This window comes from Dietzia maris (assembly GCF_036287335.1).
Taxonomy (GTDB): domain Bacteria; phylum Actinomycetota; class Actinomycetes; order Mycobacteriales; family Mycobacteriaceae; genus Dietzia; species Dietzia cinnamea.
The window spans coordinates 3,351,664-3,375,691 of record NZ_CP143053.1 but is presented as its reverse complement, the minus strand read 5'-3'; the positions used below and the strand labels follow the sequence as shown (position 1 = coordinate 3,375,691).

At 70.8% G+C, this 24,028-nt stretch carries 23 protein-coding genes; 12 read left to right on the top strand and 11 right to left on the bottom strand.

Features of this window, described 5'->3' with window-relative positions; all coding sequences use genetic code 11:
- Positions 1-23: 23 nt before the first annotated feature.
- The 3 genes from VYL96_RS15745 to VYL96_RS15735 form a co-directional block, all read right to left on the bottom strand.
- Entirely contained in the window at positions 24-1,013 is a 990-nt protein-coding gene (locus VYL96_RS15745) for an AurF N-oxygenase family protein (protein WP_007628945.1), read from the bottom strand.
- Positions 1,014-1,206: 193 nt separating this feature from the next.
- The gene (locus tag VYL96_RS15740; protein ID WP_131885915.1) at positions 1,207-1,860 is read right to left on the bottom strand and encodes a TetR/AcrR family transcriptional regulator; all 654 of its coding nucleotides are present in this window, start codon (positions 1,858-1,860) and stop codon (positions 1,207-1,209) included.
- The gene (locus VYL96_RS15735; protein WP_131885914.1) at positions 1,857-2,885 is read right to left on the bottom strand and encodes an AraC family transcriptional regulator; all 1,029 of its coding nucleotides are present in this window, start codon (positions 2,883-2,885) and stop codon (positions 1,857-1,859) included. Before VYL96_RS15735 ends, VYL96_RS15740 begins: the two co-directional genes overlap by 4 nt.
- Positions 2,886-2,975: 90 nt before the next feature.
- On the opposite strand from VYL96_RS15735, the gene VYL96_RS15730 reads away from it, so the two are divergent.
- The gene (locus VYL96_RS15730) at positions 2,976-4,541 is read left to right on the top strand and encodes a flavin-containing monooxygenase (protein WP_131885913.1); all 1,566 of its coding nucleotides are present in this window, start codon (positions 2,976-2,978) and stop codon (positions 4,539-4,541) included.
- Positions 4,538-5,371, top strand: coding sequence for an SDR family NAD(P)-dependent oxidoreductase (locus VYL96_RS15725; RefSeq protein ID WP_243699713.1), 834 nt, complete (start codon positions 4,538-4,540; stop codon positions 5,369-5,371). Before VYL96_RS15730 ends, VYL96_RS15725 begins: the two co-directional genes overlap by 4 nt.
- A 57-nt stretch (positions 5,372-5,428) precedes the next feature.
- Here VYL96_RS15725 and VYL96_RS15720 read toward each other — a convergent pair whose 3' ends face one another.
- From VYL96_RS15720 to VYL96_RS15710, 3 genes are read right to left on the bottom strand one after another with little or no spacing between them, the layout of a single operon-like run.
- Positions 5,429-6,496 (bottom strand): ABC transporter ATP-binding protein, encoded by a 1,068-nt coding sequence (locus VYL96_RS15720; RefSeq protein WP_131885912.1) that lies wholly within the window; start codon positions 6,494-6,496, stop codon positions 5,429-5,431.
- Positions 6,489-8,117: an ABC transporter permease gene (locus VYL96_RS15715; RefSeq protein ID WP_131885911.1), complete on the bottom strand. Its 1,629-nt coding sequence runs from the start codon at positions 8,115-8,117 to the stop codon at positions 6,489-6,491. Before VYL96_RS15715 ends, VYL96_RS15720 begins: the two co-directional genes overlap by 8 nt.
- Positions 8,118-9,185 (bottom strand): ABC transporter substrate-binding protein, encoded by a 1,068-nt coding sequence (locus VYL96_RS15710; RefSeq protein ID WP_081470512.1) that lies wholly within the window; start codon positions 9,183-9,185, stop codon positions 8,118-8,120.
- 199 nt (positions 9,186-9,384) lie between these two features.
- On the opposite strand from VYL96_RS15710, the gene VYL96_RS15705 reads away from it, so the two are divergent.
- Entirely contained in the window at positions 9,385-9,849 is a 465-nt protein-coding gene (locus tag VYL96_RS15705; RefSeq protein WP_131885910.1) for an SRPBCC family protein, read from the top strand.
- A 168-nt stretch (positions 9,850-10,017) separates the two neighbouring features.
- Here the strand turns inward: VYL96_RS15705 and VYL96_RS15700 are convergent, their stop codons facing one another.
- A complete protein-coding gene (locus tag VYL96_RS15700; protein WP_007628932.1) occupies positions 10,018-10,227 on the bottom strand; it encodes a hypervirulence associated TUDOR domain-containing protein in 210 nt (69 codons plus the stop codon).
- Positions 10,228-10,514: 287 nt separating this feature from the next.
- Between VYL96_RS15700 and VYL96_RS15695 the strand changes: the two genes are divergently transcribed.
- Positions 10,515-10,856, top strand: a complete 342-nt coding sequence (locus VYL96_RS15695) for a transglycosylase family protein (RefSeq protein ID WP_007628931.1) — start codon at positions 10,515-10,517, stop codon at positions 10,854-10,856.
- A 173-nt stretch (positions 10,857-11,029) separates the two neighbouring features.
- Positions 11,030-12,415 carry an MFS transporter gene (locus VYL96_RS15690; RefSeq protein ID WP_131885909.1) on the top strand — a complete coding sequence of 462 codons (1,386 nt, stop codon included), beginning with the start codon at positions 11,030-11,032 and terminating at the stop codon, positions 12,413-12,415.
- Here VYL96_RS15690 and VYL96_RS15685 read toward each other — a convergent pair.
- Positions 12,382-12,969, bottom strand: coding sequence for a dihydrofolate reductase family protein (locus VYL96_RS15685; protein ID WP_131885908.1), 588 nt, complete (start codon positions 12,967-12,969; stop codon positions 12,382-12,384). The genes VYL96_RS15690 and VYL96_RS15685 overlap by 34 nt on opposite strands.
- Positions 12,970-13,117: 148 nt before the next feature.
- Between VYL96_RS15685 and VYL96_RS15680 the strand changes: the two genes are divergently transcribed.
- Entirely contained in the window at positions 13,118-13,612 is a 495-nt protein-coding gene (locus tag VYL96_RS15680; RefSeq protein ID WP_007628928.1) for a glutathione peroxidase, read from the top strand.
- Between the two features lie 81 nt (positions 13,613-13,693).
- Positions 13,694-14,980 (top strand): alpha/beta hydrolase, encoded by a 1,287-nt coding sequence (locus tag VYL96_RS15675; protein WP_063972461.1) that lies wholly within the window; start codon positions 13,694-13,696, stop codon positions 14,978-14,980.
- Positions 14,981-15,035: 55 nt separating this feature from the next.
- On the opposite strand, the gene VYL96_RS15670 is transcribed toward VYL96_RS15675, so the two are convergent.
- Entirely contained in the window at positions 15,036-16,268 is a 1,233-nt protein-coding gene (locus tag VYL96_RS15670) for a pyridoxal phosphate-dependent aminotransferase (protein ID WP_131885907.1), read from the bottom strand.
- Between the two features lie 96 nt (positions 16,269-16,364).
- Here VYL96_RS15670 and VYL96_RS15665 point away from each other — a divergent pair, with 96 nt between their 5' ends.
- From VYL96_RS15665 to VYL96_RS15650, 4 genes are all read left to right on the top strand, one after another.
- Positions 16,365-17,813 (top strand): aminotransferase-like domain-containing protein, encoded by a 1,449-nt coding sequence (locus VYL96_RS15665; protein WP_131885906.1) that lies wholly within the window; start codon positions 16,365-16,367, stop codon positions 17,811-17,813.
- 99 nt (positions 17,814-17,912) lie between these two features.
- Positions 17,913-19,373, top strand: coding sequence for an FAD-dependent oxidoreductase (locus VYL96_RS15660; RefSeq protein WP_131885905.1), 1,461 nt, complete (start codon positions 17,913-17,915; stop codon positions 19,371-19,373).
- Positions 19,370-20,149: a Crp/Fnr family transcriptional regulator gene (locus VYL96_RS15655; protein ID WP_043569104.1), complete on the top strand. Its 780-nt coding sequence runs from the start codon at positions 19,370-19,372 to the stop codon at positions 20,147-20,149. The genes VYL96_RS15660 and VYL96_RS15655 overlap by 4 nt, the downstream gene beginning before the upstream one ends.
- A gap of 133 nt (positions 20,150-20,282) precedes the next feature.
- Positions 20,283-20,684: a cupin domain-containing protein gene (locus VYL96_RS15650; protein ID WP_061228157.1), complete on the top strand. Its 402-nt coding sequence runs from the start codon at positions 20,283-20,285 to the stop codon at positions 20,682-20,684.
- 66 nt (positions 20,685-20,750) lie between these two features.
- Here the strand turns inward: VYL96_RS15650 and VYL96_RS15645 are convergent, their stop codons facing one another.
- Positions 20,751-22,700, bottom strand: coding sequence for a heavy metal translocating P-type ATPase (locus VYL96_RS15645; RefSeq protein ID WP_131885904.1), 1,950 nt, complete (start codon positions 22,698-22,700; stop codon positions 20,751-20,753).
- 238 nt (positions 22,701-22,938) lie between these two features.
- Positions 22,939-23,172 (bottom strand): heavy-metal-associated domain-containing protein, encoded by a 234-nt coding sequence (locus VYL96_RS15640; protein ID WP_007633765.1) that lies wholly within the window; start codon positions 23,170-23,172, stop codon positions 22,939-22,941.
- A 197-nt stretch (positions 23,173-23,369) separates the two neighbouring features.
- On the opposite strand from VYL96_RS15640, the gene VYL96_RS15635 reads away from it, so the two are divergent.
- On the top strand, positions 23,370-23,963 hold the full coding sequence (locus VYL96_RS15635; protein ID WP_131885903.1) for a class I SAM-dependent DNA methyltransferase: 594 nt from the start codon (positions 23,370-23,372) through the stop codon (positions 23,961-23,963).
- The last annotated feature ends 65 nt before the right edge of the window (positions 23,964-24,028 follow it).

Here is a 24,028-nt window from a genome sequence, read left to right as displayed (position 1 = left end):
GGTGCCTGTCCGGGAGGGTGCGGTCAGTCGCGGAACGCCACGGGCGGCTCGCCGCGGTACCGCGAGGGTCGTCCGTCGATCTTCAGGGCCCTCCACAGCCGGCGGGACGTCCGGTTCATCAGTCCCGACTCCTCGGCGAGCATCCGGACGTCACCGAAGAGGTCGGACAGGAACCGCTGCGACTCAGGGCTGTCCCAGTACAGTTCGCGGACGACCTCGTCGGGGATGTCGAAGGTCTCCCGGAACTCGCGGGTCGGCTTGAGGATCGCGTCGCACAGCACCCGCATGATCACCGGGAACAGCAGGGAGACGAGGTACGCGTCCCGTCGGGACAGCTTGGGGGCGTTCCGCGCGACGTAGGTGTGCGCGAACGAGATGTGGCGCGCCTCCTCGGCGACGTGGATCTCCATGATCCGCGACAGCACCGGCGGCAGGGAGTCCGAATTGCGCAGGACCTGCTTCTGCGTGTGGTCGATCGGCTCCTCGCCGGCCAGTACGCCGATGAAGAACGCGACCGGGAAGCGACCGGCGGCCAGCGGGAGGATCGGGGAGAGTCGACGCATCCAGCGCGGCATGCCCGGGACGTCCGCCCCGATCTGGTTGACGCCCTGCTGGAACATCTGCGTGTGGTGGCACTCCTCGGTGGCCTCGTGGGTGAGGTACCGGAACTCCGCGGAGCCGTTCTCGGCCTTGAAGACGTACTGCATGATCCCGCGGATGAGGATGTTCTCGAACTGCAGGCCCACCTTCATGATGTTGGCCTGACGCCACAGCCCGATCTCGATCTGCTTCTCGAGCGGCTGGGACTTGTACCAGGGGTGACCACCGAGCGGATCGATCCCGGCGGGCAGGACCCAGCGCTCGTCCGTGGGGTCCACGGAGAAGTCAGGGTGGTCCCAGGCGATGTCCTTGAACGGGTCGAAGCTGCGGTGCACGGAGGCGTGCGACAGGCGGCGGAGCGTGTCCTCGTACTCGTCTGTGCTCGCCGTGGGGGCGGGTGCGGCTGCGGACATGATCTTCCTTCCGGTCACCGACCCGGCGGGTCGGGAGGCGTGGAATCCAGCGGATGAGACAGAGGGACATCCGCGATCTATTTGTCTCTGACGCTAGACACAGAGGCCCGATTCGTCAAGCAGTCATGAGGGGATTGTCAGCTCGGCCGGCGCGCGCCGCTGGATCAGCTCTGCCGACGCGAGCCGCGCGGGATCAGCCCTGCGGGTGAGCGCCGAGGAGGGGGCCGAGGTGGTTCCGGGCGAAGGCCCGGGCGACGGCGGGGTCGTCGAGGTCGATGGTCGTCGACGGCGTGAGGACGAAGGAGACGACCAGTCGGGCGGTCAGCTCGGCCACGACCAGCACCTCCTCGTCGCTGCGCGGGTCGGGTGCGGCGCGGCTGATCTCCGCGGCGAGGAAGTGCGCGGCGGCGGTGATGAGCGGCGCGCCCTGGACGGTGAAATGGGGGACGGTCGCCTCGGGCTCGGTCTCGAGGAGGCGGTTGAGCAGGTCGTGATCGCGGAGCGTCTGCACCGTGAACGCGAAGCCCTCGGTGAGCTTGTCCTCGATGGACTCGTGCGCGTCGAGCTCCTGCTGGAGATCGCCGAGGAACCACGACGCCTCCCGCAGCAGCGTCGCCTCCACAAGCTCCTGCTTGTTGGCGAACCTGCGGTACAGGGTCATCCGCGCCAGGCCCGCCCGCCGGGTGATGTCGTTCATCGTCGACCGGGCGATCCCGACACTCTCGAATTGAGCGGCGGCCGCGTCGAGGAGCTGTTCGCGGATCGGGTCGTCGACCTCGACGGCGTCCGGCAGTCCGCGTCCGGAACGGAGCATCGCCAGGGGGTCGGACGACGGGTTCTCGCTCATGGGGTCGATTGTCCCACCCCGCCGCGGCCGTGCCGGACCTCGCGCGCGGTCATGCCCCACCACCGGCGCGCGTACTGGCTGAAAGTGGTCGCGTCACCGAGGTCGAGGGCCGAGGCGATCTGGTACAGCGGGATCTCCGTGGTGGTGAGCAGCCGCGCGGCGACCTCACGGCGGACCTCGTCGCGGACCGCGGAGAAGCTCGTGCCCTCGCCCGCCAGGCCGCGCTGCAGCGAGCGGGGTGACATGGACAGCAGCCCGGCGATCCGCGCGAGGGACGAGGCGCCGGCGTCGAGGGACTGGTGGAGCGCCGCGCGGGTCCGGTCGGTCAGGCTCCGGCGGTCGGTGGGCACGTGCTGCTCGAGGTACCGCAGCGCCAGCTGTTGCACGGCGTCGTCGCCGCCCGAGATCTCCCGGCCCAGGAGGTCGGACGGCACGCGCAGGACGGCGGACGGTGTCGACGGCGTGATCGGCGCGCCGAAGAGCGACTCGTACTGCGTGGCGTCGGTGTTGAGCGGGCCCGGGAGCTCGACGGAGAGCAGCCCGTAGTCGCCGCCGAGCACGGTGCGCATGGCCCGGTGTAGGAAGAGCAGCACGAGGTCGACGGCCTGGGGCGGGATGAGTTGGGCGGGGTCCCGGTAGCCGAACCGCACGCCCAACACGTCCGGCTCGCCGCGCGGATCGGGGACGACGGTGATCTCGATCGACCTCGAGTGGAAGAACAGGTACTTGGAGGTCATCTCGAGCGCCTCGGTGGTGGTCCGCGCGTTCTTCACGACCACCGCGACGGGGCCGAGCATGTCGAGGTCCTGGTGTTCGGCCACGCGGAGCCCGAGGTCGGGGCATCCGAGTTCGGCGGCCGCGGTCTCCAGCAGGAGCGCGATCGACAGGTCCTCGACCAGCATCTCGTCGCTGTCCAGGGCGCCGTGGGGCAGGCCGGAGCGCCGGGCGAGGTCGTCGGCGTCGCCGCCGAGTCCGGCCACGACGGCGCGGACGCCCCGCAGCCCCGCGGATCGGATGAACGCCATGGGAGCACTCTGGGCGACGTGGCGCGAAAGAGCAACTTGTTGGCGCATTACGGAAACCATCGCTCGCCGCGGGCGGTTACGGTACGTGGCATGACTGGTAGCACCCACCTCTCGGACGGGCTGGGCACCGAGCCCGCCGACCCGCTGGACCTGCTCATCGTCGGAGCGGGGATGTCGGGGATCGACCTGGCCCACCACGTCCACCGCGCCTTCCCGGACTGGCGCTGGGAGATCCACGACGTCCACGACGACCTGGGCGGGACCTGGCACACGTTCCGCTACCCGGGCATCCGCTCGGACTCGGACATGGCGACCTTCGGCTTCCCCTTCCGTCCCTGGCCCCACGACTCGACGCTCGGCAACGGCGAGGACATCAAGGAGTACATCCGCGACACCGCCCGCGAGGCCGGCGCGCTCGACCGTCTCCACCTGGGCTCGTGGGTGGCGGACGCCGACTGGCGTAGCGACGTGCAGCTGTACCGCGTGACCTGCCGGACCGCGGACGGCGAGCGCATCGTGTGGGCCCGCCGCGTGCACTTCGGCTCGGGCTACTACTCGCACGAGGAAGGCTTCCGCCCGGAGTTCCCGGGCGAGGAGGACTTCCGCGGGCAGATCATCCACCCGCAGCAGTGGCCGGAGGACCTCGACTACGCCGGCCGACGGTTCGTGGTGATCGGCTCGGGCGCGACCGCGGTGACGCTGGTCCCGGCGCTGGCGGACCTCGGCGCGGACGTGACGATGCTGCAGCGCACCCCGAGCTACATCGGCCCACTGCCGGAGAAGGACGTCATCAGCGCGGTGTGGAGGAGGCTGCTACCGGCGCCGTGGGACCACCGGGTGGCCCGGCTCAACCACGGCGCGCGCGACACCGCGCAGTTCGTGATCGCGCAGCGACTGCCATGGCTGTTCAAGGCGGCGCTGCGGGCGATGCAGCGCCGCTACCTGCCGGCGGAGGAGATCGACCGGCATTTCACGCCGCCGTACCGGCCGTGGGACCAGCGCGTGTGCAAGGCCCCCGACGGCGACATCTTCCGGGCCATGCGCCGCGGCGCCGCGCGGGTGGTGACCGGGCACATCGACCGGTTCACCGAGACCGGCATCCGCCTCACCACGGGCGAGCACGTCGACGCGGACGTCATCATCACCGCGACCGGCCTGCGGCTGCAGGTCTTCGGGCGCGGCACGCTGAGCATCGACGGCGAGCCGCTCGACATCCCGTCGCTGGCCACGTACCGCGGCATGATGCTGGCGGGCGTGCCCAACGTCAGCTTCACCGTGGGCTACATCAACTCGTCGTGGACCCTGCGCGCGGACATGGTCTCGCGCTACATGGTCCGCCTGTGGGGGTCCGGCGAGGACGTCTACGCGCCGCGACTGCCCGACGGACCGGCCGACCAACTCCTGCTGGACTTCGACGCCGGCTACATCCGGCGTGACGGTCACCTGTTCCCCAAGCAGGGTGCCTCGCGACCGTGGCGCTACGTGCAGAACTTCCTGGTGGAGATCCCCGAGCTCGCGTTCGGTGACCAGCGCCGCGAGATGGCGTTCGGGGAGGACGTGGTCCTGACCGGCGCCCGCCGCGCGCCGGGTGGCGTCGGTGGTGCCGCCGTGCGTGAGGTGACCGAGATGAGCGACGACGAGGTGGCCCGATCATGACCCGTTTCCTTCCACGCCGGAACGCCGGACTGTCCGGGCGGGCCGCCTCCGACGGGCCGGGCAGACGCGTGCTCATCACCGGGGCGGCCTCGGGGTTGGGTCTGGCGCTGGCCCGGGAGTACCTGGCGCTCGGCGACGAGGTGATCCTCACCGACGTCCACGCCGATCCGCCCGCCGCGGTGCAGGGGCTGCCCGGGCGGTGGTCGTACCGCCGCCTGGACGTCACATCCGACGCCGACTGGGCGTCCGCGGCCGAGGACATCGACTCACTGGACATCCTCGTCAACAACGCGGGCATCGCGGTCGGGGGTTCCCTGGAGACCACGTCCATGGAGTCGTGGCAGCGGATCGTGGACATCAACCTGCTCGGCGTCGTGCGGGGCTGTCGCGCGCTCGCGCCGAAGCTCGGTCGAGGCGGACGTCTGGTCATCACCGCCTCGGCGGCGGGGCTCGTCCACGCGCCGAAGATGGGGGCGTACAACGCGACCAAGGCCGCCGCGGTCGCGCTGGGGGAGACCTTGGACGCGGAGCTCCGGTCACGCGGGGTGTCGACGTCGGTGATCTGCCCGCAGTTCTTCCGGTCGGGTCTGGCGGAGTCGCTCTCCGGTGACGACCCGAAGGCGGACGAGATGGCGCGGAAGCTGCTCACGCGGACGCACCTGACGTCGGAGATCATCGCCCGGCGGTCGGTGCGGGGCATTGAGGCCCGGCGGGTGGTCATCACGCCCGACGCGCTGGCCACGGTCTTCTGGTACTCCAAGCGCTTCTCGCGTGTGCCGTTCCTCGCCTCGACGCGCCTCATCGGCCGGGCGGTGGCGCGCCAGGGCTGACACCGCGGCGGGCCGCGCGCCGAGACTGGTGCGGTAGCGGCTTCGCCCGCGCCGGGGTCAGTTCCTCGGGTAGACGAAGCCGCGCCGGACGTCGACGCCGACGGGCTCGCCGACCCGGCCTGGCACCGCGGTCCCGGCCGGGGCGAGGACCCTGAGCTCGGTGTCGCCGTGGCGGCAGATGACCGTCCTCCCGCTACGACCGTAGAGGGAGGTGACGAACTCCGCGCCGATGCGTCCCGCGGCCTGCCCGGGCGCGGCCAGGTCGAGTCTGCCGGGGAGCAGCGCAAGGGTGGCGGGGCCGGTCACCGTGCCGGCGGGCCCGGTGAGGACGTCGGCACCGAGCGTGATGCCCCCGTCGTCGGAGCGGAACCCGTCGCCGTCGACCGTCCCGTCGACGAGCGTGGCGTCGTGTAGGAACCCGGCGACGAAGGCGCTGTTCGGCGCGGCGTCCAGCCGGTCGGGCACGTCGCACTGCACGAGTCGTCCCCGGTGCAACACGGCCACCTCGTCGCCGAGCGCGAGGGCCTCGCCCCGGTCGTGGGTCACGTGGATCATCGTGAGGTCGTGCTCGGCGGCGAGCCGGCGCAGGACCAGCCGGAGCGAGGCGCGCAGCGGCTCGTCGAGCGCGGACAGGGCCTCGTCGAGCAGCAGGACGCCCGGTCGCGCGACGATGGCCCGGGCGAGCGAGACCCGCTGACGCTGCCCACCGGACAGGGTGTCGGGCCGGCGCCGGGCGAACTCTCCCAGCTCGACGGTCTCGAGCGCCTCGGCGACCAGTGCGCGTCGGCGTGCGGTCGGCACCTTCGCACGGCGCAGCGGGTAGGCGACGTTGTCCGCCACGCTGAGGTGGGGCCACACGGCGTGGTGCTGGAAGACCATGCCGAGGCCGCGCTCCTCGGGCGGGAGGTGGATTCCGTCGCCGACGAGGGTGCGGTCGCCGACCCGGATCGTGCCCGCCGAGGGGCGCTCGAACCCGGCGACGGCGCGGAGGAAGGTGGACTTGCCGGAGCCGGACGGGCCCACGAGGGCGAGGATCCGGCCGGAGTCCACGCGGACGTCGAGGTCCTCCAGGGCGACGGTTTCGCCGAAGCGGACGCTGACGCCGCGGGCGTCGAGTTCAGGCACGGATCCTCCCGGATGCGGCGTCGGACCCGGTGTCGGGCCGGGTGTAGCGGGCGCCGAAGGCGGCCAGGACGAGCAGGCCCACCGCCATGAGCACCACGGACAGGGCGGAGGAGGCGTTGTAGTCCCCGGCCCGCTGGTATTGGAAGATCACCACGCCGAGCGTCTGGGTGCCCGGCGCCACGAGCAGGACGGAGAGCGTGAGCTCCCGCACCGCGGTCACGGCGACCATGACCGAGCCGATCCCGGCGGCGGGCAGGGCCATGCGCACGCTCGTGTCGATCCGCGAGCGCAGCGCCTTCGCGCCGCCGATCCGGGCGGCCTCCTCCATCGACGAGTGGATCCCCGCCAGTGGGCCGCGGACGGTCTGGACCACGATCGCGGTGAACGCGGTGACGTACGCGCCGAGGATGACCCAGCGGGTGTTGAACAGCCCGGTGTAGCGGCCGAGGATGAGCCACCCCGTGGCGATGACGAGGCCGGGGACGGCCTGCGGCAGCAGCACCGACATGAGGAGCGGCTCGCGGTCGCGTCCGGCCAGGCGGGTGGTGAACAGTCCGACGAGCAGTCCGAGGACGCCGCAGATGAGCGCCGCTCCGAACGCGAGGACGACGGAGTTCGTGACGCCGTCGATCGTGGTGGAGGCGGTCAGCGCCCGACGGAAGTTGTCCAGGGTCGCGGTCTCCAGCGTGAGGGGCACGCCCGGTGCGGGGAGGAGGGCCCGGACTGCCAGGCCGACGAGCGGGGCGAGGGTGACGAGGACGCTGACGGTCCACGCGATCACGGCCAGGGGCAGTCGCGACCGGCCGAGGACCTGCGGCGCGGCGGGCCGCCCGGTGCCACCGAACTCGACCGACCCCTTGGTGACCTGCCGGTCGAGCAGCGTCCCCAGGACGCCGATGAGCAGCAGCACCACCCCGATCTGGGAGACGGTCTGCAGCGGCGAGACCACGGACCCCGATTCGAGGAACCGGTAGACCATCGTCGATAGCGTCTCGTACCCGGCGGGCAGACCCACGATCACGGGGATGCCGAAGTCACCGATCCCGCTGACGAAGGTCAGGGTGAACGCCGCCGCCATGGCGGGCCGGATGAGGGGCAGGGTGACGTCGAGGTGGGTGCGCGTCGGGCGGGCACCGGAGAGGCGGGAGGCCTCCTCGAGCTCCGCGGGGATCCGTCGGAGCGCGGCCGCGACGACGAAGTACGCCATGGGGTAGGCGTGCAGGGTGAGCAGGAAGATGACGCCCGTCCCGCCGTAGAAGTTCCACGGCGCGAACCCGAACAGCCGGTCGAGGAGCCCGCCGTCGGTGAGCAGTCCGCTCCACGCGATGGCCCCGATGAAGGGCGGGATGAACAGCGGCGTGAGCAGCAGCAGGCGCAGCGCCCCGCGTCCCGGCAGGTCGGTGCGGTCGAGCAGGAACGCCATCAGCGTCCCGATGATGACGGCCCCGACAGCCGAGAGCAGGGAGCTGACGAGGCTGTTGGCGGTGGCCGTGAGCAGGCCCTGGTCGATGAGTTCGGGAAGATGGTTGGCCCCCAGTCCCAGCGAGACGACCAGGGCCAGGGGGAGCACCATGACGCCCGCGAGGGACGCCCACAGGGCCAGCCTGAGTGGGAGCGCCACCTACCGGACGGCCTCGTTGAAAGCGGCCACGGCGTCGTCGCGGGAGGCGGCGATCGCCTCGAGGTCCTGGTCGAAGAGGACGATGTCGGCGAGTGCGGGGGCGCCCTCGGGGCTTCCGGCGTCCTCGCGCACGGGGAGGTAGCTCTGGTCGACGGCGATCTCCTGGCCCTTCTTGGAGACGAGGAAGTCGAGGAAGAGCTTCGCGGCCTCGGGGTTGGGCGCGTCGGCGAACACGGCACCGGGCTGGGTGATGTAGGGGACGCCCTCATCGGGATAGCTCACGGCGATGGGCGAGCCCTGGGCGGCGAGGTCGCGGACGAGATAGTCCACCACGATCCCGACGGGCCGGGAGCCCTCGGCGACGGCCTGCGAGACGGGCCCGTTGGACTCGGCGACCTGCGGGTTGTTGGCGCCGAGCTGTTCGATCCACTCCTCCCCCAGGTCCGGCTGCAGGCTCCACGCCGCGGCGTTGAAGGCGGCCGCGCCGGAGACGTCCGGGTTGGGCAGGATGATCCGGTCGGCGTACTCGGGCTCGGTGAGCCCGGCCCACGAGGTCGGAGGCTCGGTGATCTCGGTGGTGTTGTAGGCGATCACGGTGGGGATGATGCGGGTGCCGACGTAGAAGCCGTCCGGGTCGATCGCCACGTCGGACAGGGCGTCGGCCTCGCTGGGCTCGAACTCCTGGAAGAGGTCCTGGTCCTTGTAGTCCTCGAAGGTGGGCACGTCGGCGGCGAGCAAGATGTCCGCGGCGACCCCGCCGGTGGTCTTCTCGGCCTCGATGCGCGCCTTGAGGTCGCCGGTGCCGGCGCGGAAGACCTTCACCTCGATGTCCGGCTGCTCCTCGTTGAACGCGGCGATGATCTCGTCGATCTTGGCCTGCGGCTCAGAGGTGTAGAGGGTCACCTCGCCGGAGGCCTCCGAGGAGGTGGCGCCCTCACCGGATTCCGGGGCCGCGGGCTCGGAACACCCCGCGAGCCCGAGGGCCCCGGCGGCGAAGACCGCCACTGACGCCAGTACCGCCCGACGACCAACAGACCGCGACACGCGACCACTTCCTATCTGCACCATGAAACGGACACTCCATCCTGGCACCCTCGTCGGTCCGGCTCGGGAGTACGGGGTGAACCCACGGTGAATTCGGTGCCGACCGCCGACCGGATGAGAACCGGAGCCGGCCGCCGACCGGATGCGCACCGGCACCGAGCGCTGAACCGGCGCCGAGCGTTGACCGGATGCGAACCGGCGCCGCGGAGGGCACGGTGGAGTCATGACTGATTCCAACGCCATCACCGTCGAGCGCGTGATCGACCACTCGGCGGCTGAGATCTTCGACTTCCTGTCCAACCCGGAGAACCACGCCCGCCTGGACGGCTCGGGCTTCGTGCGCGGCGACTACAAGACCGACCGCATCCAGCAGGTCGGGGACGTGTTCGCCATGGACATGGAGGGCGAGCACATGGGCGGCGAGTACCGCACCGAGAACCACGTCACCGGGTACGCCAAGGACAAGCTGCTGGCCTGGCAGACCGCGCCCGCGGGCACCGAGCCCAAGGGCTGGGAGTGGGTCTGGGAGCTCGAGGCCCAGGGCCCGGACTCCACGCTGGTCCGCCATACCTACGACTGGTCCAAGGTCACCGACAAGGACCTGCTCAAGAAGGTGTCGTTCCCGCTGGTGTCGGAGAAGCAGCTCGAGGACTCGCTGGGCAACCTCGCCGCGGCCGTCGCCGGCTGAGCGAGCAGCCCACCCCGGCTCGCCCCCTGCCCGACCAACGATCCGCCCCTCGGATCTCGATCCGCCCCCGGAACCCCGGGGGCGGATCGCATTCGGAGGGGCGGATCGCCGCGCCTGCCCCCGCCGCGCAACTATCGGACCCCGTCTTCGCCTCCGGCTCCGCCCGCCCTAGTCGATCTTCTTCAGCGCCGAGCCCTTGTGCATGGCCATGTGGCCGGTCTTGTCGCTCTCGATCTCGTACTGCGGCTCGTCCTTGCTGCACCTACGCATGCGCCCCTTGAACTCGACGTCCTCGGTGTGGACATCGCGGATCACTCCGCGCACCATCCCGGCCTCGGAGTTCCATTCGACGTGGTCGCCCTTCTTGAAGTCGCTCATGACGCCAGTATGGGGGCCGGACGACGACAAGGTGAGCCATCTCACGCACTCGATCCCGCCCGCCGTCGGATCTGCCGGACCTGTGCCGTGAGCTGCACGCCCGCACGTCAGCGGTCGCCCCGTGCACCGGTCGGGCTGACCCCGGATCCCGCTCCGGGGGTTGCGGGGCCCCTCCCGCCTCTTCGTAGTGTCGGCGGCCGTCCGACAAACGACGTCGAAGCAGACAAACCAGAAGCAGACGAACGAGTCGTGGAGCACGACACGAGACCTTCAGGAGGTCACGAGGGATGCAGAAGAAGCTTGTCCGAACCCTGACCGGTGCGATGTTCGCGGGAGGGGTGGCCGCGGCCGGCGTCTCACTCGCCACCCCGGCTGCCAACGCGGCCCCGGCCAGCTCCTGGGACCAGGTGGCCCAGTGTGAGTCCGGAGGCAACTGGCAGATCAACACCGGTAACGGCTACTACGGTGGCCTGCAGTTCTCCGCCCAGACGTGGAGCGGGTACGGCGGCGGCGAGTACGCCGCGACGGCCGACCAGGCCACGCGTGAACAGCAGATCGACATCGGCGAGCGGGTGCTCGCGGGTCAGGGCGCGGGCGCCTGGCCGAACTGTGGTGGGCCGCTCGCCTGATCCGAGCGCCGCACACGGATATGCGCGTGACCGGCGCCGGGGCGATCCTCCGGCGCCGGTCTTCCGTCTAGCCGGGGTGATCCTCGGGCGCCGGTCTGCCGTCTATCCACCGGCGGCCCGGTTCGGGCGGGTGGCGGAGTGGGAGACGGCGGAGGCGGCTAGTCTTCTGAACGGTGACCACCGCCGATCGTGTCTACTCCCGTCTCGTCACCCGCTCCGACGACGCGGAACACGAACTCCCCGAGCCTGTCCGACGCGACCTTCCGCGCAACGGCCTGCGCCTCGTCGCCGCCAACACACTGCAGTCGTCGGGGGACCAGACCGTCAACGCCTCCACGGTGCTGCCGTGGCTGTTCCACGTCCTCGGGGTGCCCGCGGCGTTCGTCGGCCTGCTGGTGCCGATCCGCGAATCCGGGTCGATGCTGCCGCAGGCGTTCCTCACCCCGCTCGTGGTGCGGGTGCGCCGCCGCAAGTGGGTCTTCGTCACCGGCGCGGCCGTGCAGGCTGCGTCGGTGGCGGTGATGGCCGTGATCGCCGCGCTGGGCCGGGGGACCGCCGCCGGCGTGGGCGTCCTGGCCGCGCTCGTGGTGTTCTCGCTGGGCCGCTGTCTGTGCTCGATCGCGTCGAAGGACGTGCAGGGCCGCACCATCCCCTCAGGCGAGCGCGGCCAGATCGTCGGTCTCGCGACGTCGGCGGTCGGCCTGGTCGCCATCACCCTCGGCGTGCTCATCCGGTTGCTGGGCGGCGAGGATCTCGACCACACAGCGCTGGCGATCCTGCTGGCCGTGGGCGCGCTGTTGTGGGCGCTGTCGGCGTCGGTGTACGCGCGGGTGCGCGAGCCGGCCGGCGAGGCCCGCGACACCGACGAACCGGCATCCGGGGCGGACGATCCCGCGTCCGACGAGTCGTCGCCCTCCTGGTTCGCGGACGCGGCGCGGCTCTTCCGTGAGGACGCCACGTTCCGCAGGTTCATCTCCGTGCGCGGCCTGCTGCTGGTGTCGTCGCTGAGCCCGCCGTTCATCGTGACGCTGTCGATCGCCTCGGGGACGGGCGCGCTGGCCGGCCTCGGCGGCTTCATCCTCGCCTCCGGCGTGGCGTCGCTGATCGGCGGCCGCATTTTCGGCCGGATGGCCGACCGGTCGTCTCGCCTGCTCATGGCGGGCGCGGCGACGGCGGCGTCGATCGTGGCGGTGGCACTGGTGCTGATCGAGTCGATCCCGGGCTTCGACGGCGGCTCGCTGCTCGGCGCCGCGGTGTTCGTCGGCGCGTACTTCCTGCTCACGCTCCTGCACTCGGGCGTCCGCGTGGGGCGGAAGACCTACGTGGTGGACGTGGCGGAGGGTGACACCCGCACCGCGTACGTCGCGGTCGGCAACACGATGATGGGCGTCATCCTGCTCGTGGTGGGAGGCGTCAGCTCGGCGCTGGCGGCGATGAGCGTGGACTGGGCGTTGGTGTTCCTCGCGGTGCTCGGCCTCATCGGGGCGGCGTCGGCGATCTCGATGCCCGAGGTCTCCCGCGGCGCTCAGGCCTCGGGGTCGAACCCGACCACGTCGTAGATGAGCTTCTGCACGCCGTTGCCGTAAGCCTCGCTCTCGACCAGCTCGAGCTTCTGCCGCGGCTTGTCGGTGTCGCTCCACATGCGCTTGCCGGCGCCGAGGATCCACGGGAACACCAACAGGTGGTAGCGGTCGATGAGCCCCGCGTCGGACAGGTTCCGGGCCAGCGTCGCCGATCCGTGCACGAGGATCGGAGCGCCCTCCGCCTGCTTCAGGGCCGCCACCTCGTCGAGGTCGCGCAAGATCGTCGTCGTCCCCCATCCGTCCACCAGGTCGCCCTCGGCGAGCGTCGTGGACACCACGTACTTCGGCATGGCGTTGTACTTCGGGAACTCGTCGACCATCCGCGGCCACACGGCGGAGAACTCCTGGTAGCTGACGCGGCCGAGGAGCATCGAGCCGGCCTCGTCCTGCTCGCGGGCCTTGAGGCCGTAGACCTCCTCGAGGAAGTCCACGCCGAACGTCCAGCCGGTGTTGCGGTACCCGGGCTCGCCGCCAGGGGCCTCGACCACGCCGTCGAGCGAGACGAACGCGGTGTAGATCAACTGGCTCACGGAGGCCTCCTCGCACGGGAGTGCCAGAGTACGCCCGCACGTGCGGTCTGGGAACGGTGACAATGGCAGCGGCGAGTGTCACCGCGGTGCCGCCGGTCCCGTGTGACAGCGGCGTGTACGACGACGAGTACGACGACGAGGAGTTCCCATGCCCGACGACCAGACCACCCTCGCGGACTTCGAGGCCAGCCTCCTGGACGGGAGCGAGAAGGACTTGTCCGACTACCTGGGGCAGGTCGTCCTGGTGGTCAACACCGCGAGCAAGTGTGGGTTCACGCCGCAGTACAAGGGTCTGCAGGCGCTGTACGAGGAGTTCCGCGACCGCGGCTTCGTGGTACTGGGGTTCCCGTGTGATCAGTTCGCGCACCAGGAGCCGGGCACCGACGAGGAGATCGGCGCGTTCTGCGAGCGCAACTTCGGCGTGGAGTTCCCGCTGTTCTCCAAGATCGAGGTCAACGGGGCGGGCGCGCACCCGCTCTACGACTGGCTGAAGTCTGAGAAGTCCGGTGTGTTGGGCGGGCGGATCAAGTGGAACTTCACCAAGTTCCTCGTTGGCCGTGACGGGCGGGTGATCGACCGGTTTGGGCCCGCCCGCAAGCCCGAGGACCTGCGAGACGCCGTAGCCGACGCACTGCGGGGGTGAGCGGAGCGGTGCGCGGTTAACACCCCGAACTCAGTCGGGTTTAAGGTTCCTCAGACACTTCTCATCACTCTTTGGAGCCACATGTCTTTCGGACTCCGCCGCCTCGCGGCCGCCACCGCCGGCGCTCTCGCCGTCGCCCTGACCCTCGGATCCACCACCCCGGCGCTCGCGCAGACGGCCAGCATCGATCCGGCGACCCTCATCGACCCGTCGACGCTCGGCCAGGAAGACTTCGAGGCGATCATCGACGGCATCGGCTCCATGCCGATCGGCTCGACCGCCGGCCTGCTCGGTTCCGTCGGCTCTGCCGACATCCCGCTCGACGCGGGATCGACCGAGAAGGTCGGGACGCCGACCCCGGTCGATCCCACGATCACGAAGACCGAGTTCCGCGGCGTCGAGCGGTACCGGAAGGACAAGGCGGGCAACGCGCGGGCCTACGAGTACTGGACCGTCGCCTCGAAGGCCATGCAGCGCGAGATCACCGTCGAGGTCGTCCCGTCGCGTGGTGAGGGCGCCGCGCCGGTCCTCTACATGCTTGACGGGGTCGGGGCGCCGATCACCAGCACCGGGTGGGCTCACCAGGCGGAGATCGCCGACCGTCTCAGAGACGAGAACGTGCACGTGGTGAACCCGGCGGGCGCCTACGCGTCGTACTACACCGACTGGGAGGAGACGGACCCGACGCTCGGCCACAACAAGTGGGAGACGTTCCTCACCGAGGAGCTCCCCGCCGTCGTCGAGCAGCAGCTCGACACGACCGCCAAGGCCGCCGTCGGGGGCATCTCGATGGGCGGCCAGGCCGCGATGCACCTCGCCGCCGCGCACCCCGATGTCTACGACGCCGTGATGTCCTTCAGCGGCTTCTACTCCACCATGGACCAGCTCGGATACCAGACCGTGCGTCTGAGCGTGGAGACCCGCGGCGGCGATGTCGAGAACATGTGGGGCCCGCACCGCAGCAAGCGGTGGGCAGAGAATGACACCATCTCCCACCCGGAGGGCCTGCGCGGCAAGGCCGTCTACTTCTCGGCCGGCAACGCCGAGATCGGTGAGGCCGACCTCAAGCAGTACGGCGCGAACTACCAGAGCCTGCTCATCGGCCTGGTGCTGGAGAAGGGCGTGTACGAGAACTCCAAGGCGTTCGAGAAGGCCCTGAGGCGCGCGGGCGTCGAGCACAAGGTGGATTACTCCGAGACGGGTCTTCACAACTGGCCGAACTTCCTCAAGAACTTCGACTCCGGCTGGGACCACATCAAGCCCGCCCTGTACGGCGGCGATGTCGAGTCCGGAACGGGGACCCCGGGTACCTCCGGTTCCGTGGGCTCGGCCGGGTCATCGGGCTCGTCGAGCTCGTCCGGTTCCTGACCAATGAGGGCGGGGCCGTGCGGCCGCGGCGGTGGGCGGCGCTGAACCCGGCCCCTCACGACACCGCGACCGTCAGCCGGCTCTCCAGATGACGGGCGATCGCGCCGACCGCCCGCTCCAGCACACCGGCCTCGGGCAGGCAGACGATCCGGAAGTGATCGGGGTCCGGCCAGTTGAAGCCCGTGCCGTGTGTCACGAGGATGTGTTCCGAGCGCAACAGGTCGAGGACGAACTCCTCGTCGTCGTCGATCCCGTACATCTCCCGGTCGATCCGCGGGAAGCAGTACAACGCTCCGCGCGGCGCCACGCAGCTCACGCCGGGGATCGCGTTGAGCTGCTCCGCGGTGAGGGCCAGCTGCCGTTCGATCCGGCCGTCGGGGTCCACGACCTCCGGGCCCCACGGGGAGTCCTCGGCCAGGGCGACAGGGATCGCGAACTGGCCGGGCACGCCGGGGCAGACCCGCATGTTCGACAGTAGCGTCAGCCCCTCGAGCAGGTCGGTGGCCCGGTCGAGCGGCCCGGTGGCCACCACCCAGCCGGCGCGGTACCCGCACACCCGGTACGCCTTGGACAGTCCGCCGAAGGTCAGGCACAGCACGTCGTCGCCGGCCGCGAGCGCGGCGTGGTGATGGACGGCGTCGCCGAACACCAGCTTCTCGTAGATCTCGTCGGCCAGCAGGACCAGACCGTGCCGGCGCGCGATGTCGGCCATCCCGCGGACGGTCTCCGCGCTGTACACCGCGCCGGTCGGGTTGTTGGGGTTGATCATCACCAGCGCGGTGGTCCGCGGGGTGATCTTCGATTCGATGTCCGCCAGCGACGGATTCCAGCCGTTCGCCTCGTCGGCCAGGTAGTGCACGGGGACCCCGCCGGTGAGGTTCACCGCCCCGGTCCACGTGGGGTAGTCGGGCGCGGGGACGAGGATCTCGTCGCCCGGGTCGACCATCGCCTGCAGGACGAGGGTGATGAGCTCGCTGACTCCGTTGCCGCAGAACACGTCCTCGGGGGAGACCCCGCGGACGCCGCAGCGGCGGTAGTAGTCCGCGACGGCCTCCCGGGCCGCCGGGATGCCGCGCGAGTCGGAGTACGCCTGCCCGTCCCCGAGGTTCCGCGCGACGGCGTCCACCAGCTCGGGCCGGGCGTCCAGGCCGAACGGGCGCATGTTGCCCAGGTTGAGCCGGAGCACGTCGTGCCCCTCGGCCTCGAGGCGCATCGCCTCGGTGAGGATGGGGCCGCGCACGTCGTACCGGACGTCGCGGAGTCGGCGGGACTGGCGGTAGGTCTGCATGGTCTCCATCCCAGCCCCGAAGTGGCGCGGGCGGAAGATCCACTTCGCGCATTTCCGCGGGACCACTTCGCGCCTGGCTCGCCTAGGCTGAAGCGCATGGCCCGTCCCGCCGACCCAGCACGTCGCACCCGCCCCGTCTCGCTCGTCGTGGGCGAGGTGGTCGGCGCGGCCGATCTGGTGGACGGGATCATCGACCGGATCGCGGAGGGGGCGCTGGCCGACGGCGATCGCCTGCCCTCGACGCGTGCTCTCGCCGAGCAGGCCGGGCTCTCGCGCGGCACGGTGGTCCGGGCGTTCGACGAGCTCGCGGCGGCCGGTTTCGTTGAGTCCGCGCACGGATCGGGGACCCGTGTCAGCGCCGGTGCCGGGCTGGCCGCGCGGGCGGGCGCGCGCACCCGGGGGCACGCCGACCCCGTCGCGTCGTCGGCCCCCGAGCCCCGCCGGGGCCGCTCGCCGCGGGACCTCCGGCCCGGCATCCCGGACGCGACCCTCGTGGACCAGCGTGCGTGGCGAGCCGCGGTGCGGGTGGCTGCCGCGCAGGGGCTGGCGGGGCTGAACCCGTGGGAGGAGCCGAGCCCGTCCCTGCGGGCCGCGCTCGCCGGGCACCTGCGTCGTCACCGTGGTATCGCGGGCGCGGAGCCCCTGCTGTTCGACAGTTCGCGCTCGGCGATCGCGGCCCTGTGCGCGGCGTTCGCCGCCGCGGGCCCCGACCGGCCACCCGCGGCGTTCCATATGGAGGACCCCGGTTACCGCGGCGCGCGACTGATGGCCCGCGAGCAGGGCCTCGAGGCGCGCCTGCACCCCGCCGAGCCGGGCGGCCTCGACGCCGCGCGCCTGGGCGCCGAGCGCGCGATCGTGTTCACCACGCCCGCGCACCAGTTCCCCCTCGGGCACCGCATGAGCGTGGACCGGCGGGTCGCGCTGGTGGAGTGGGCGCGCAGGACAGGGTCACTGGTGATCGAGGACGACTACGACGGCGAGTTCTGCTACGGCGTCGCCCCCCTGCCGGCGCTGGTCACGCTGCCCGGCGCGGCGGATCACGTGGCGTACGTGGGCACCTCGTCCAAGTCGGTGGCGCCGGATCTGCGTGTGGCGTGGTGTCTGCCGCCCGCGTCGTTGTGGCGCGAGGTCGAGCGATGGCTGGTGGTCCACCGCCGGGGCCCGTCGTCGTTGCCGGCCGAGGCGCTCGCGGCGTTCCTGGAGTCGGGGGCGATGGACCGGCACCTGGCCCGCGCCGCGCGGGTCTACGCCGACCGCCGGAGCCGCCTGGTGGCGGCGCTCGCGCGCGAGTGTCCGAGACTGGAGGTGACGGGCGTCGAGGCGGGCCTGCACCTGTGCGTGGTGCTGCCCGGATATGACGACGACGAGGTGGTCCGTGCCCTCGAGGAGACGGGGTGGCGCACCCGCTCGCTCAGCGGGCAGGCGGAGAGCCACGCGGTGGCGGGGCTGGTGCTGAGCTACTCGAGGCTCGCTGCGCGGGACGCGGCCGAGTTCGCGTCGGACCTGCGGCGGGTGCTCGAGAGGCTCGGTTCCGGTTACTCCTGAGGCCCGTACCCGCGCCCACCGAGCGGGTGCGGGTACATACGGCCTGTCTTACAGTGAGCGCCAGCGACATCCGCGGCGAGAGCTCAGAGGAGACGCACCATGGGCACATCATTCTGGCGACGCACGACGATCGACCCCCCGGCGGCGGAGTTCCCCGAGGACGAGCACGTGGACCTGGTGATCGCCGGCGCGGGGTTCACCGGCCTCATCACCGCCCTCATGGCGGCCGCGCGAGGCAAGTCCGTCGTGGTCCTGGAGGCGCACACCGTCGGCGCCGGGGCGAGCGGCGCGACCACGGCCAAGGTCTCGGTCCTGCAGGGCACGCGACTGTCGACGCTGCGGTCGAGGCACGGGCTCGAGACCGCCCGTCATTACGCCGAGGCCCATCAGTACGGGCTGGACTGGTGGGCGGAGTTCTGCGAGACGCACGGTGTGTCCGCCCAGCGCAGGCCCGCGCTCAGCTACTCGCGCGGCGCCCTGGGGACGGCATCGTTGCGCAAAGAGAAGCAGACGATGGACGACCTCGGTATTCCCGCCCGGTGGCACGATCGACTGGATGTCCCGTTCCCCGCTCGATCGGCCGTGGAACTGCCCGACCAGCTGCAGATCGATCCCGTCCAGGCGCTGGCCGCGCTCGTCGAGGCCGTGGACGCGCTCGGGGTGCGCATCGTCGAGCAGTCCCGCGTCACCAAGGTGACCCCGCGCGGCGACGGCGCCGACGCCCATGCCGAGGTACGCAGTGACCGCGGGATCCTCACCGCGCGCGATGTACTCCTGGCGACGTCCGGGCCGTCACTGGACCGCGGCCCGACGGTGGCGACCATGGAGGCCGAACGCTCGTACCTGTGCGCGTTCGAGTACGACGGCGGACTGCCGGAGGCCATGTACGGCTCGGTGGAGACGCCGGTGCGCTCGCTGCGGACCGTGCCGACCGAGAACGGGGAGGTGCTCTTCGTGGGCGGCAACGGCCACCGCACCGGAACCGTCGCCCCGACCGGATCCAAGATCGAGTCACTGCGGGAATACACGGAGAAGTACTTCCCCGGTGCGCGGATGACCCACGGGTGGTCCGCGCAGGACTTCCACCCGGTCGAGATGGTCCCCAGGTCGGGACCGCTCCCGTGGGGGAGGGGCCGCGTGCACTACGCCGGTGGCTACAGCAAGTGGGGGGTCAGCGGGTCCGCCGCGGCGGCCGGGATCATGGTCGACCGGCTGGAAGGGCTCGACCCACGCGTGTCGTTCGGCAAGCCGACGCTGAGCGGCGTGATCAAGACCGCGCCGTCGATGTACGCCGACCTGCCCGTCCACATGGCCGCCGCCGCGGCGAAGTCGGTGGTCCGGCGCCCGCGGCCGAGCGTCCGACCGAGGGGCGAGGCGACGTCCGATGACGGCGAGAGGTGCACTGTCGGCCTGCTGTGCCCGCACATGGGCGCCGTGCTCAGCTGGAACGACGTCGAGCGCTCGTGGGACTGCCCCTGGCACGGGTCCCGCTTCTCGGCATGTGGTGAGCTCATCGAGGGCCCCGCCACGAGCGACCTGAAGCGCCACGATTCGACGTGACGGCGATCCCCGGACGCCGCCGGACACCGCTGCGACCGACCTGCGCACAACCTCACGCCTGCTCGATCGACGTGCGGCTCGCGGTCCTGCACCGCACTCCGTTTTTCGCCGACCTCGACGCCGACGGGATCGCTGAGGTGGACCGGCGGGCGGTGTCCCTGTCGTGGGGCTCCGGCGACGCCGTGTATACCGAGGGCGAGCGCTCCGGGTACCTCTACGTCATCGCCCACGGTCGCGCCAAAGCGTACCGGGACTCCGAGGACGGCAGGACCGTCGTCGTCGACCTGCTCGCACCGGGTGATTTCGCCGGTGGTGTCGACTCGCTCGGCACGCCGCGGTACGGCGAGACGGTCGAGGCGATCGACACACTGTGCGCGCTGCGGATCAGCGCCGAGGACTTCCGCGACCTCCTCACCCGATTCCCGCAGGTGGCGCTGCGCGTGGTCGACCACCTCACGGGGCTCCTCGAGGACGCGCGGACCACGGTGACGCACCACGCCACCCGTACCGTGGCGCAGCGGGTGGCCGGGACACTCCTGCGTGTCGCCGACAAGTTCGGTGAGGCCCGCTCCGGGTTCGGCGACGGCCGCGCGGCGGGAACGCTGCTGGAGTTACCGCTGACGCGATCCGACCTGGCAGGGATGACCGGGTCCACACCCGAGTCGGTGTCACGGGTGATGAGCAGGCTCCGGCGGGAGGGGATCATCGATTCCGGTCGCCGCTGGACCGCCGTGCTCGACCGCGAGCGACTGGCCGAGATCGCCGAGCCGCGCTGAGCGCCCGCGAGCGTTCGCGGGGCGTTGCACAGCCTGTCCTTGGTTGAAAGTGGCCCGGGAGTGACCGAAACTCGGAAGGACAACATCGGCCGCCGGCCACAGTGTGTACCCGCCTACGGAAGCAGGAATATCGATGAGCCCCACTGACCAGGGTCCGAACCCGTTCGTCGTCGACATCGAGGAGGCCACCCTCGCCAACGACAACTACCGGACCACCCTGTGGACGGGATCGCACATGCAGCTCACCGTGATGAGCATCCGCCCCGGGGACGACATCGGTCTCGAGGTCCACGACGACCACGACCAGTTCCTCCGCGTCGAGGCCGGCACGGGTCGGGTCGAGATGGGGCCGGCGAAGGACCAGCTCGACTTCGTCCGCGAGGTCTCCGACGACTGGGTCATCCTCGTGCCCGCCGGGAGCTGGCACAACGTCACCAACATCGGTGATGACGACCTCAAGGTGTACTCGCTGTACGGCCCGCCCGAGCACGAGCACGGCACCGTTCATCAGACCAAGGCGGACGACGACCACTGATCTGACGAGACACCGCGGGCCCGGTCCGGTCGATCTTCCGGTGCGGGCCCGCGATGTGGTGTCAGGTCAGGCCGAGACCGCCTCGCGGTGCCGCCCCCGGCGATCCGGGTCGGCGACGGTGCGGTGGACGTCGACCCGCCGACGCAGGAGACGCATCGCGTTGACGATGACCACCAGGACGGACGCCTCGTGGACGAGCATTCCGATCGACATGGTGACCCCTCCGGCGAAGACACCTGCCAGCAGCGCGGCCACGGTGATCATCGCGACCGCGATGTTCTGACGCATCACCGACACGGTGCGCTTCGCCAGACCGACGGCCTCCGGCAGCTTGAGCAGGTCGTCACCCATGAGTGCGATATCCGCGGTCTCCACCGCCACGGCTGACCCGGCGGCGCCCATCGCGACACCGATGTCCGCGGTGGCCAGCGCGGGAGCGTCGTTGACACCGTCGCCGACCATGGCCACGGTGTGGCCCGCCCGCTGCAGCTCGGTGACCGCGTGCAGCTTGTCCTCCGGCAGCAGCCCCGCCCGGACCTCGTCCACCCCGGTGGCCGCGCCGACCGCCTCCGCGACCAGCGGGACGTCACCGGTGAGCATGATGACCTTCTCGACACCGGAACCGTGGAGCCGGGCGATCATCTCGGCCGCATCGGCACGGACGGTGTCGGCCACCGCGATGACGCCGGCCACCTCGTCGTCGACGGCGATGATCATGGGGGTCTTGCCGTCGCGGGCGAAGTCGTCGGCCGCCCGTGCCGCGCCGCCGTCGTCGGCGATCCCGAACTCGTCCAGCAGCGCCTGGTTGCCGATCAGGACGCGATGCCCGTCCACCTGCGCGGTCAGACCCTTGCCCGCGATAGGCCGGACCGATTCGGGAGTGTCGTAGGCGACCCCCTCGGCCGAGGCCGCCTCGAGGATCGGCCGGGCCAGCGGGTGTTCGGAGCCCGCCTCGCCGCCCGCCGCCAGGGTCAGCACGTCGGCGCGGGACCTGTCAGGGGCCAGCACGAGGACGTCGGTCAGTTCGGGTCGTCCCTCGGTGAGGGTTCCGGTCTTGTCCACCGCGACGACGTCGATCTTCGCGGAGGTCTCCAGGTACTCCCCGCCCTTGATGAGGATGCCGTTGCGGGCCGCCCTGCCGATGCCGGCGACGATCGCGACCGGGATCGAGATGACCAGTGCACCGGGGCAGCCGATCACCAGCAGGGTCAGCGCCAGCACCACATCGCCGCTGATCAGGCCGGCGACCAGCGCCAGGACCATGATGCCCGGGGTGTACCACGCGGAGAAGCGGTCGATGAAACTCTGGGTACGCGCCTTGGCGTCCTGCGCCTCCTCGACGCGGTGGATGATCCGCGCCAGGGTGGTGTCGGCACCGATGCCGGTCGCCAGGACGTGGAGGAATCCCCCGCGCGACACGGTGCCGGCGAACACCTGGTCGCCCTCGGACTTCTCCACGGGAATCGACTCGCCGGTGATCGAGGCCTCGTCGAGCGCACCGGAACCGGCCACGACCTGGCCGTCGACGGGGACCTTGGCGCCGTTCTTGACCAGTACGATCTCACCCTCGCGGACCTGGCCGGCCGGGACCTCCACCTGTTCGCCGTCACGCATCACCACCGCGACGTCCGGTGCCACGGCAACCAGCTCGGCCAGCGCGGAGCGGGTCTTGTTGAGGGTGGCCGACTCGAGGGCGTGACCGATCGCGAACAGGAAGGTGACCGCGGCCGCCTCCCAGTAGTTGCCGATGATGATCGCGCCGATCCCCGCGACCGACACCAGCAGATCGATGCCGATGTGGCGGATGAGCAGGGCATCGACCGCCTTCTTGACGATGGGGGCTCCCGCGACGACAGCGGCGGCGAGCATCAACACGTCGGCGAGGACCGCGTTGTCCTCGAGCCCGCGGAAGTCCGAGCCGGCCACACCGGATGCGATGAAGGATCCGATGATGAGCAGCCCCGACAGGATCGGGACGAACCAACGCCCGTATATCCATTTACGGATGGTATTCATGATCTACTCCTCGATATCCGGGTCCAAATTTCGGTGCGGTGTTTCCGACACATCTCCTCGACCCGTCGGAATTACCATAAGAGCGTTCCGGTGAAGCGACCATGACGGTGATCAATTAACCGCACGATCGGATACGGCAGGCCCGGCGGTGGGGGAATGTCCGGAAAACGCGGCTCCGCCGTCCCGGGCGAATCGGCGCGCGGGACGGCGGAGGGCAGGTGAAGGGTCACCGGTCCGGTCAGAAGGCGCTGGGACGTGCCCTGTAACCGGCCTTCGCCACGGCGGCCACGAGGTCATCGACGCTGGACACTCCCGGGTCGTGGTCGACCTCGATCCGCGAGGAGGCGAAGTGCACCTCCACCTTCTCGACACCCTCGAGTCGACCGACCTGCTTCTCGATCTTGGCCACACAGGACGGGCAGGAGAACCCCTCCGCGCGCAGGATGCTGTGAATGACATTCTTTACGGCCATGACGTTGTCCTTTCCTCTCGGTCCCGGTCGGCACCCGCCGCCGAGTAATTCCCACGATAGAGACGGGCCGCTGCCGGAACATTGACGCGGATCACTTATCCGCACAATTCTTTCCGGTCGTGTCGCGGGGACTATTTCGAGGCGTGGTCCGCGTTGATCGACATGAGATCAAAGGAAAAGGGGGGGGGATCAGGAACATGACATATGAGGACATCCCGAGCGCGTACGTGGCGCGGGCGGAGGTGCTGGCGGGCGTGCTGGGCAGGGAGGTCGCCCCGGACGATCCCGACCGCGAGGTCATCGAGGCGTGGGCGGGTGGTGTCCCCGGGCGCATCCTCGACGTCGGCTCGGGCACGGGACGGTGGGCCGGGCACCTGGCGGCGCTGGGGCACACGGTGGACGGGATCGAACCCTCCGGCCCGTTCGTCGACATGGCCCGGGAGAGCTTTCCGACCGTGGCGTTCCGGCACGGCGCGGTCTCTGATCTGGACGGGACGCAGGAGCGCTGGGCCGGCCTGTTGGCCTGGTACTCGCTCATCCACATGGATGGACAGGAGCTCCCCGTGGCGCTGGCGACCCTCCACCGGGTTCTCGAGGCGGGCGGGCAGCTGCTCCTGTCGTTCTTCACCGGACCCTGTCACGGTCCGTTCGCCCACCCGGCGGCCACGGCCTACCTCTGGCCGATGGACTGCATGGTCACCGCTCTGGAGCGCGCGGGCTTCAGGGTGACGGGCCGGCGTACGCAGCCGGGTGCGCCGCACGCCGTCGTGACCGCGCGGTCCGCCGCCTGACGGGCATCGCAGGCCCCGCGCCCGGGACTGATCGGCCCCCGCGCGGACGGTCATGACACTCTGGT

Coding starts and splice junctions, on each gene's coding strand:
- VYL96_RS15710 (WP_081470512.1), bottom strand. CDS start 9,185: ATGGTGCAGATAGGAAGTGGTCGCGTGTCGCGGTCTGTTGGTCGTCGG.
- VYL96_RS15730 (WP_131885913.1), top strand. CDS start 2,976: ATGACTGGTAGCACCCACCTCTCGGACGGGCTGGGCACCGAGCCCGCC.
- VYL96_RS15660 (WP_131885905.1), top strand. CDS start 17,913: ATGGGCACATCATTCTGGCGACGCACGACGATCGACCCCCCGGCGGCG.
- VYL96_RS15640 (WP_007633765.1), bottom strand. CDS start 23,172: ATGGCCGTAAAGAATGTCATTCACAGCATCCTGCGCGCGGAGGGGTTC.
- VYL96_RS15665 (WP_131885906.1), top strand. CDS start 16,365: ATGGCCCGTCCCGCCGACCCAGCACGTCGCACCCGCCCCGTCTCGCTC.
- VYL96_RS15670 (WP_131885907.1), bottom strand. CDS start 16,268: ATGCAGACCTACCGCCAGTCCCGCCGACTCCGCGACGTCCGGTACGAC.
- VYL96_RS15635 (WP_131885903.1), top strand. CDS start 23,370: ATGACATATGAGGACATCCCGAGCGCGTACGTGGCGCGGGCGGAGGTG.
- VYL96_RS15705 (WP_131885910.1), top strand. CDS start 9,385: ATGACTGATTCCAACGCCATCACCGTCGAGCGCGTGATCGACCACTCG.
- VYL96_RS15725 (WP_243699713.1), top strand. CDS start 4,538: ATGACCCGTTTCCTTCCACGCCGGAACGCCGGACTGTCCGGGCGGGCC.
- VYL96_RS15735 (WP_131885914.1), bottom strand. CDS start 2,885: ATGGCGTTCATCCGATCCGCGGGGCTGCGGGGCGTCCGCGCCGTCGTG.
- VYL96_RS15745 (WP_007628945.1), bottom strand. CDS start 1,013: ATGTCCGCAGCCGCACCCGCCCCCACGGCGAGCACAGACGAGTACGAG.
- VYL96_RS15740 (WP_131885915.1), bottom strand. CDS start 1,860: ATGAGCGAGAACCCGTCGTCCGACCCCCTGGCGATGCTCCGTTCCGGA.
- VYL96_RS15645 (WP_131885904.1), bottom strand. CDS start 22,700: ATGAATACCATCCGTAAATGGATATACGGGCGTTGGTTCGTCCCGATC.
- VYL96_RS15700 (WP_007628932.1), bottom strand. CDS start 10,227: ATGAGCGACTTCAAGAAGGGCGACCACGTCGAATGGAACTCCGAGGCC.
- VYL96_RS15650 (WP_061228157.1), top strand. CDS start 20,283: ATGAGCCCCACTGACCAGGGTCCGAACCCGTTCGTCGTCGACATCGAG.
- VYL96_RS15680 (WP_007628928.1), top strand. CDS start 13,118: ATGCCCGACGACCAGACCACCCTCGCGGACTTCGAGGCCAGCCTCCTG.
- VYL96_RS15675 (WP_063972461.1), top strand. CDS start 13,694: ATGTCTTTCGGACTCCGCCGCCTCGCGGCCGCCACCGCCGGCGCTCTC.
- VYL96_RS15695 (WP_007628931.1), top strand. CDS start 10,515: ATGCAGAAGAAGCTTGTCCGAACCCTGACCGGTGCGATGTTCGCGGGA.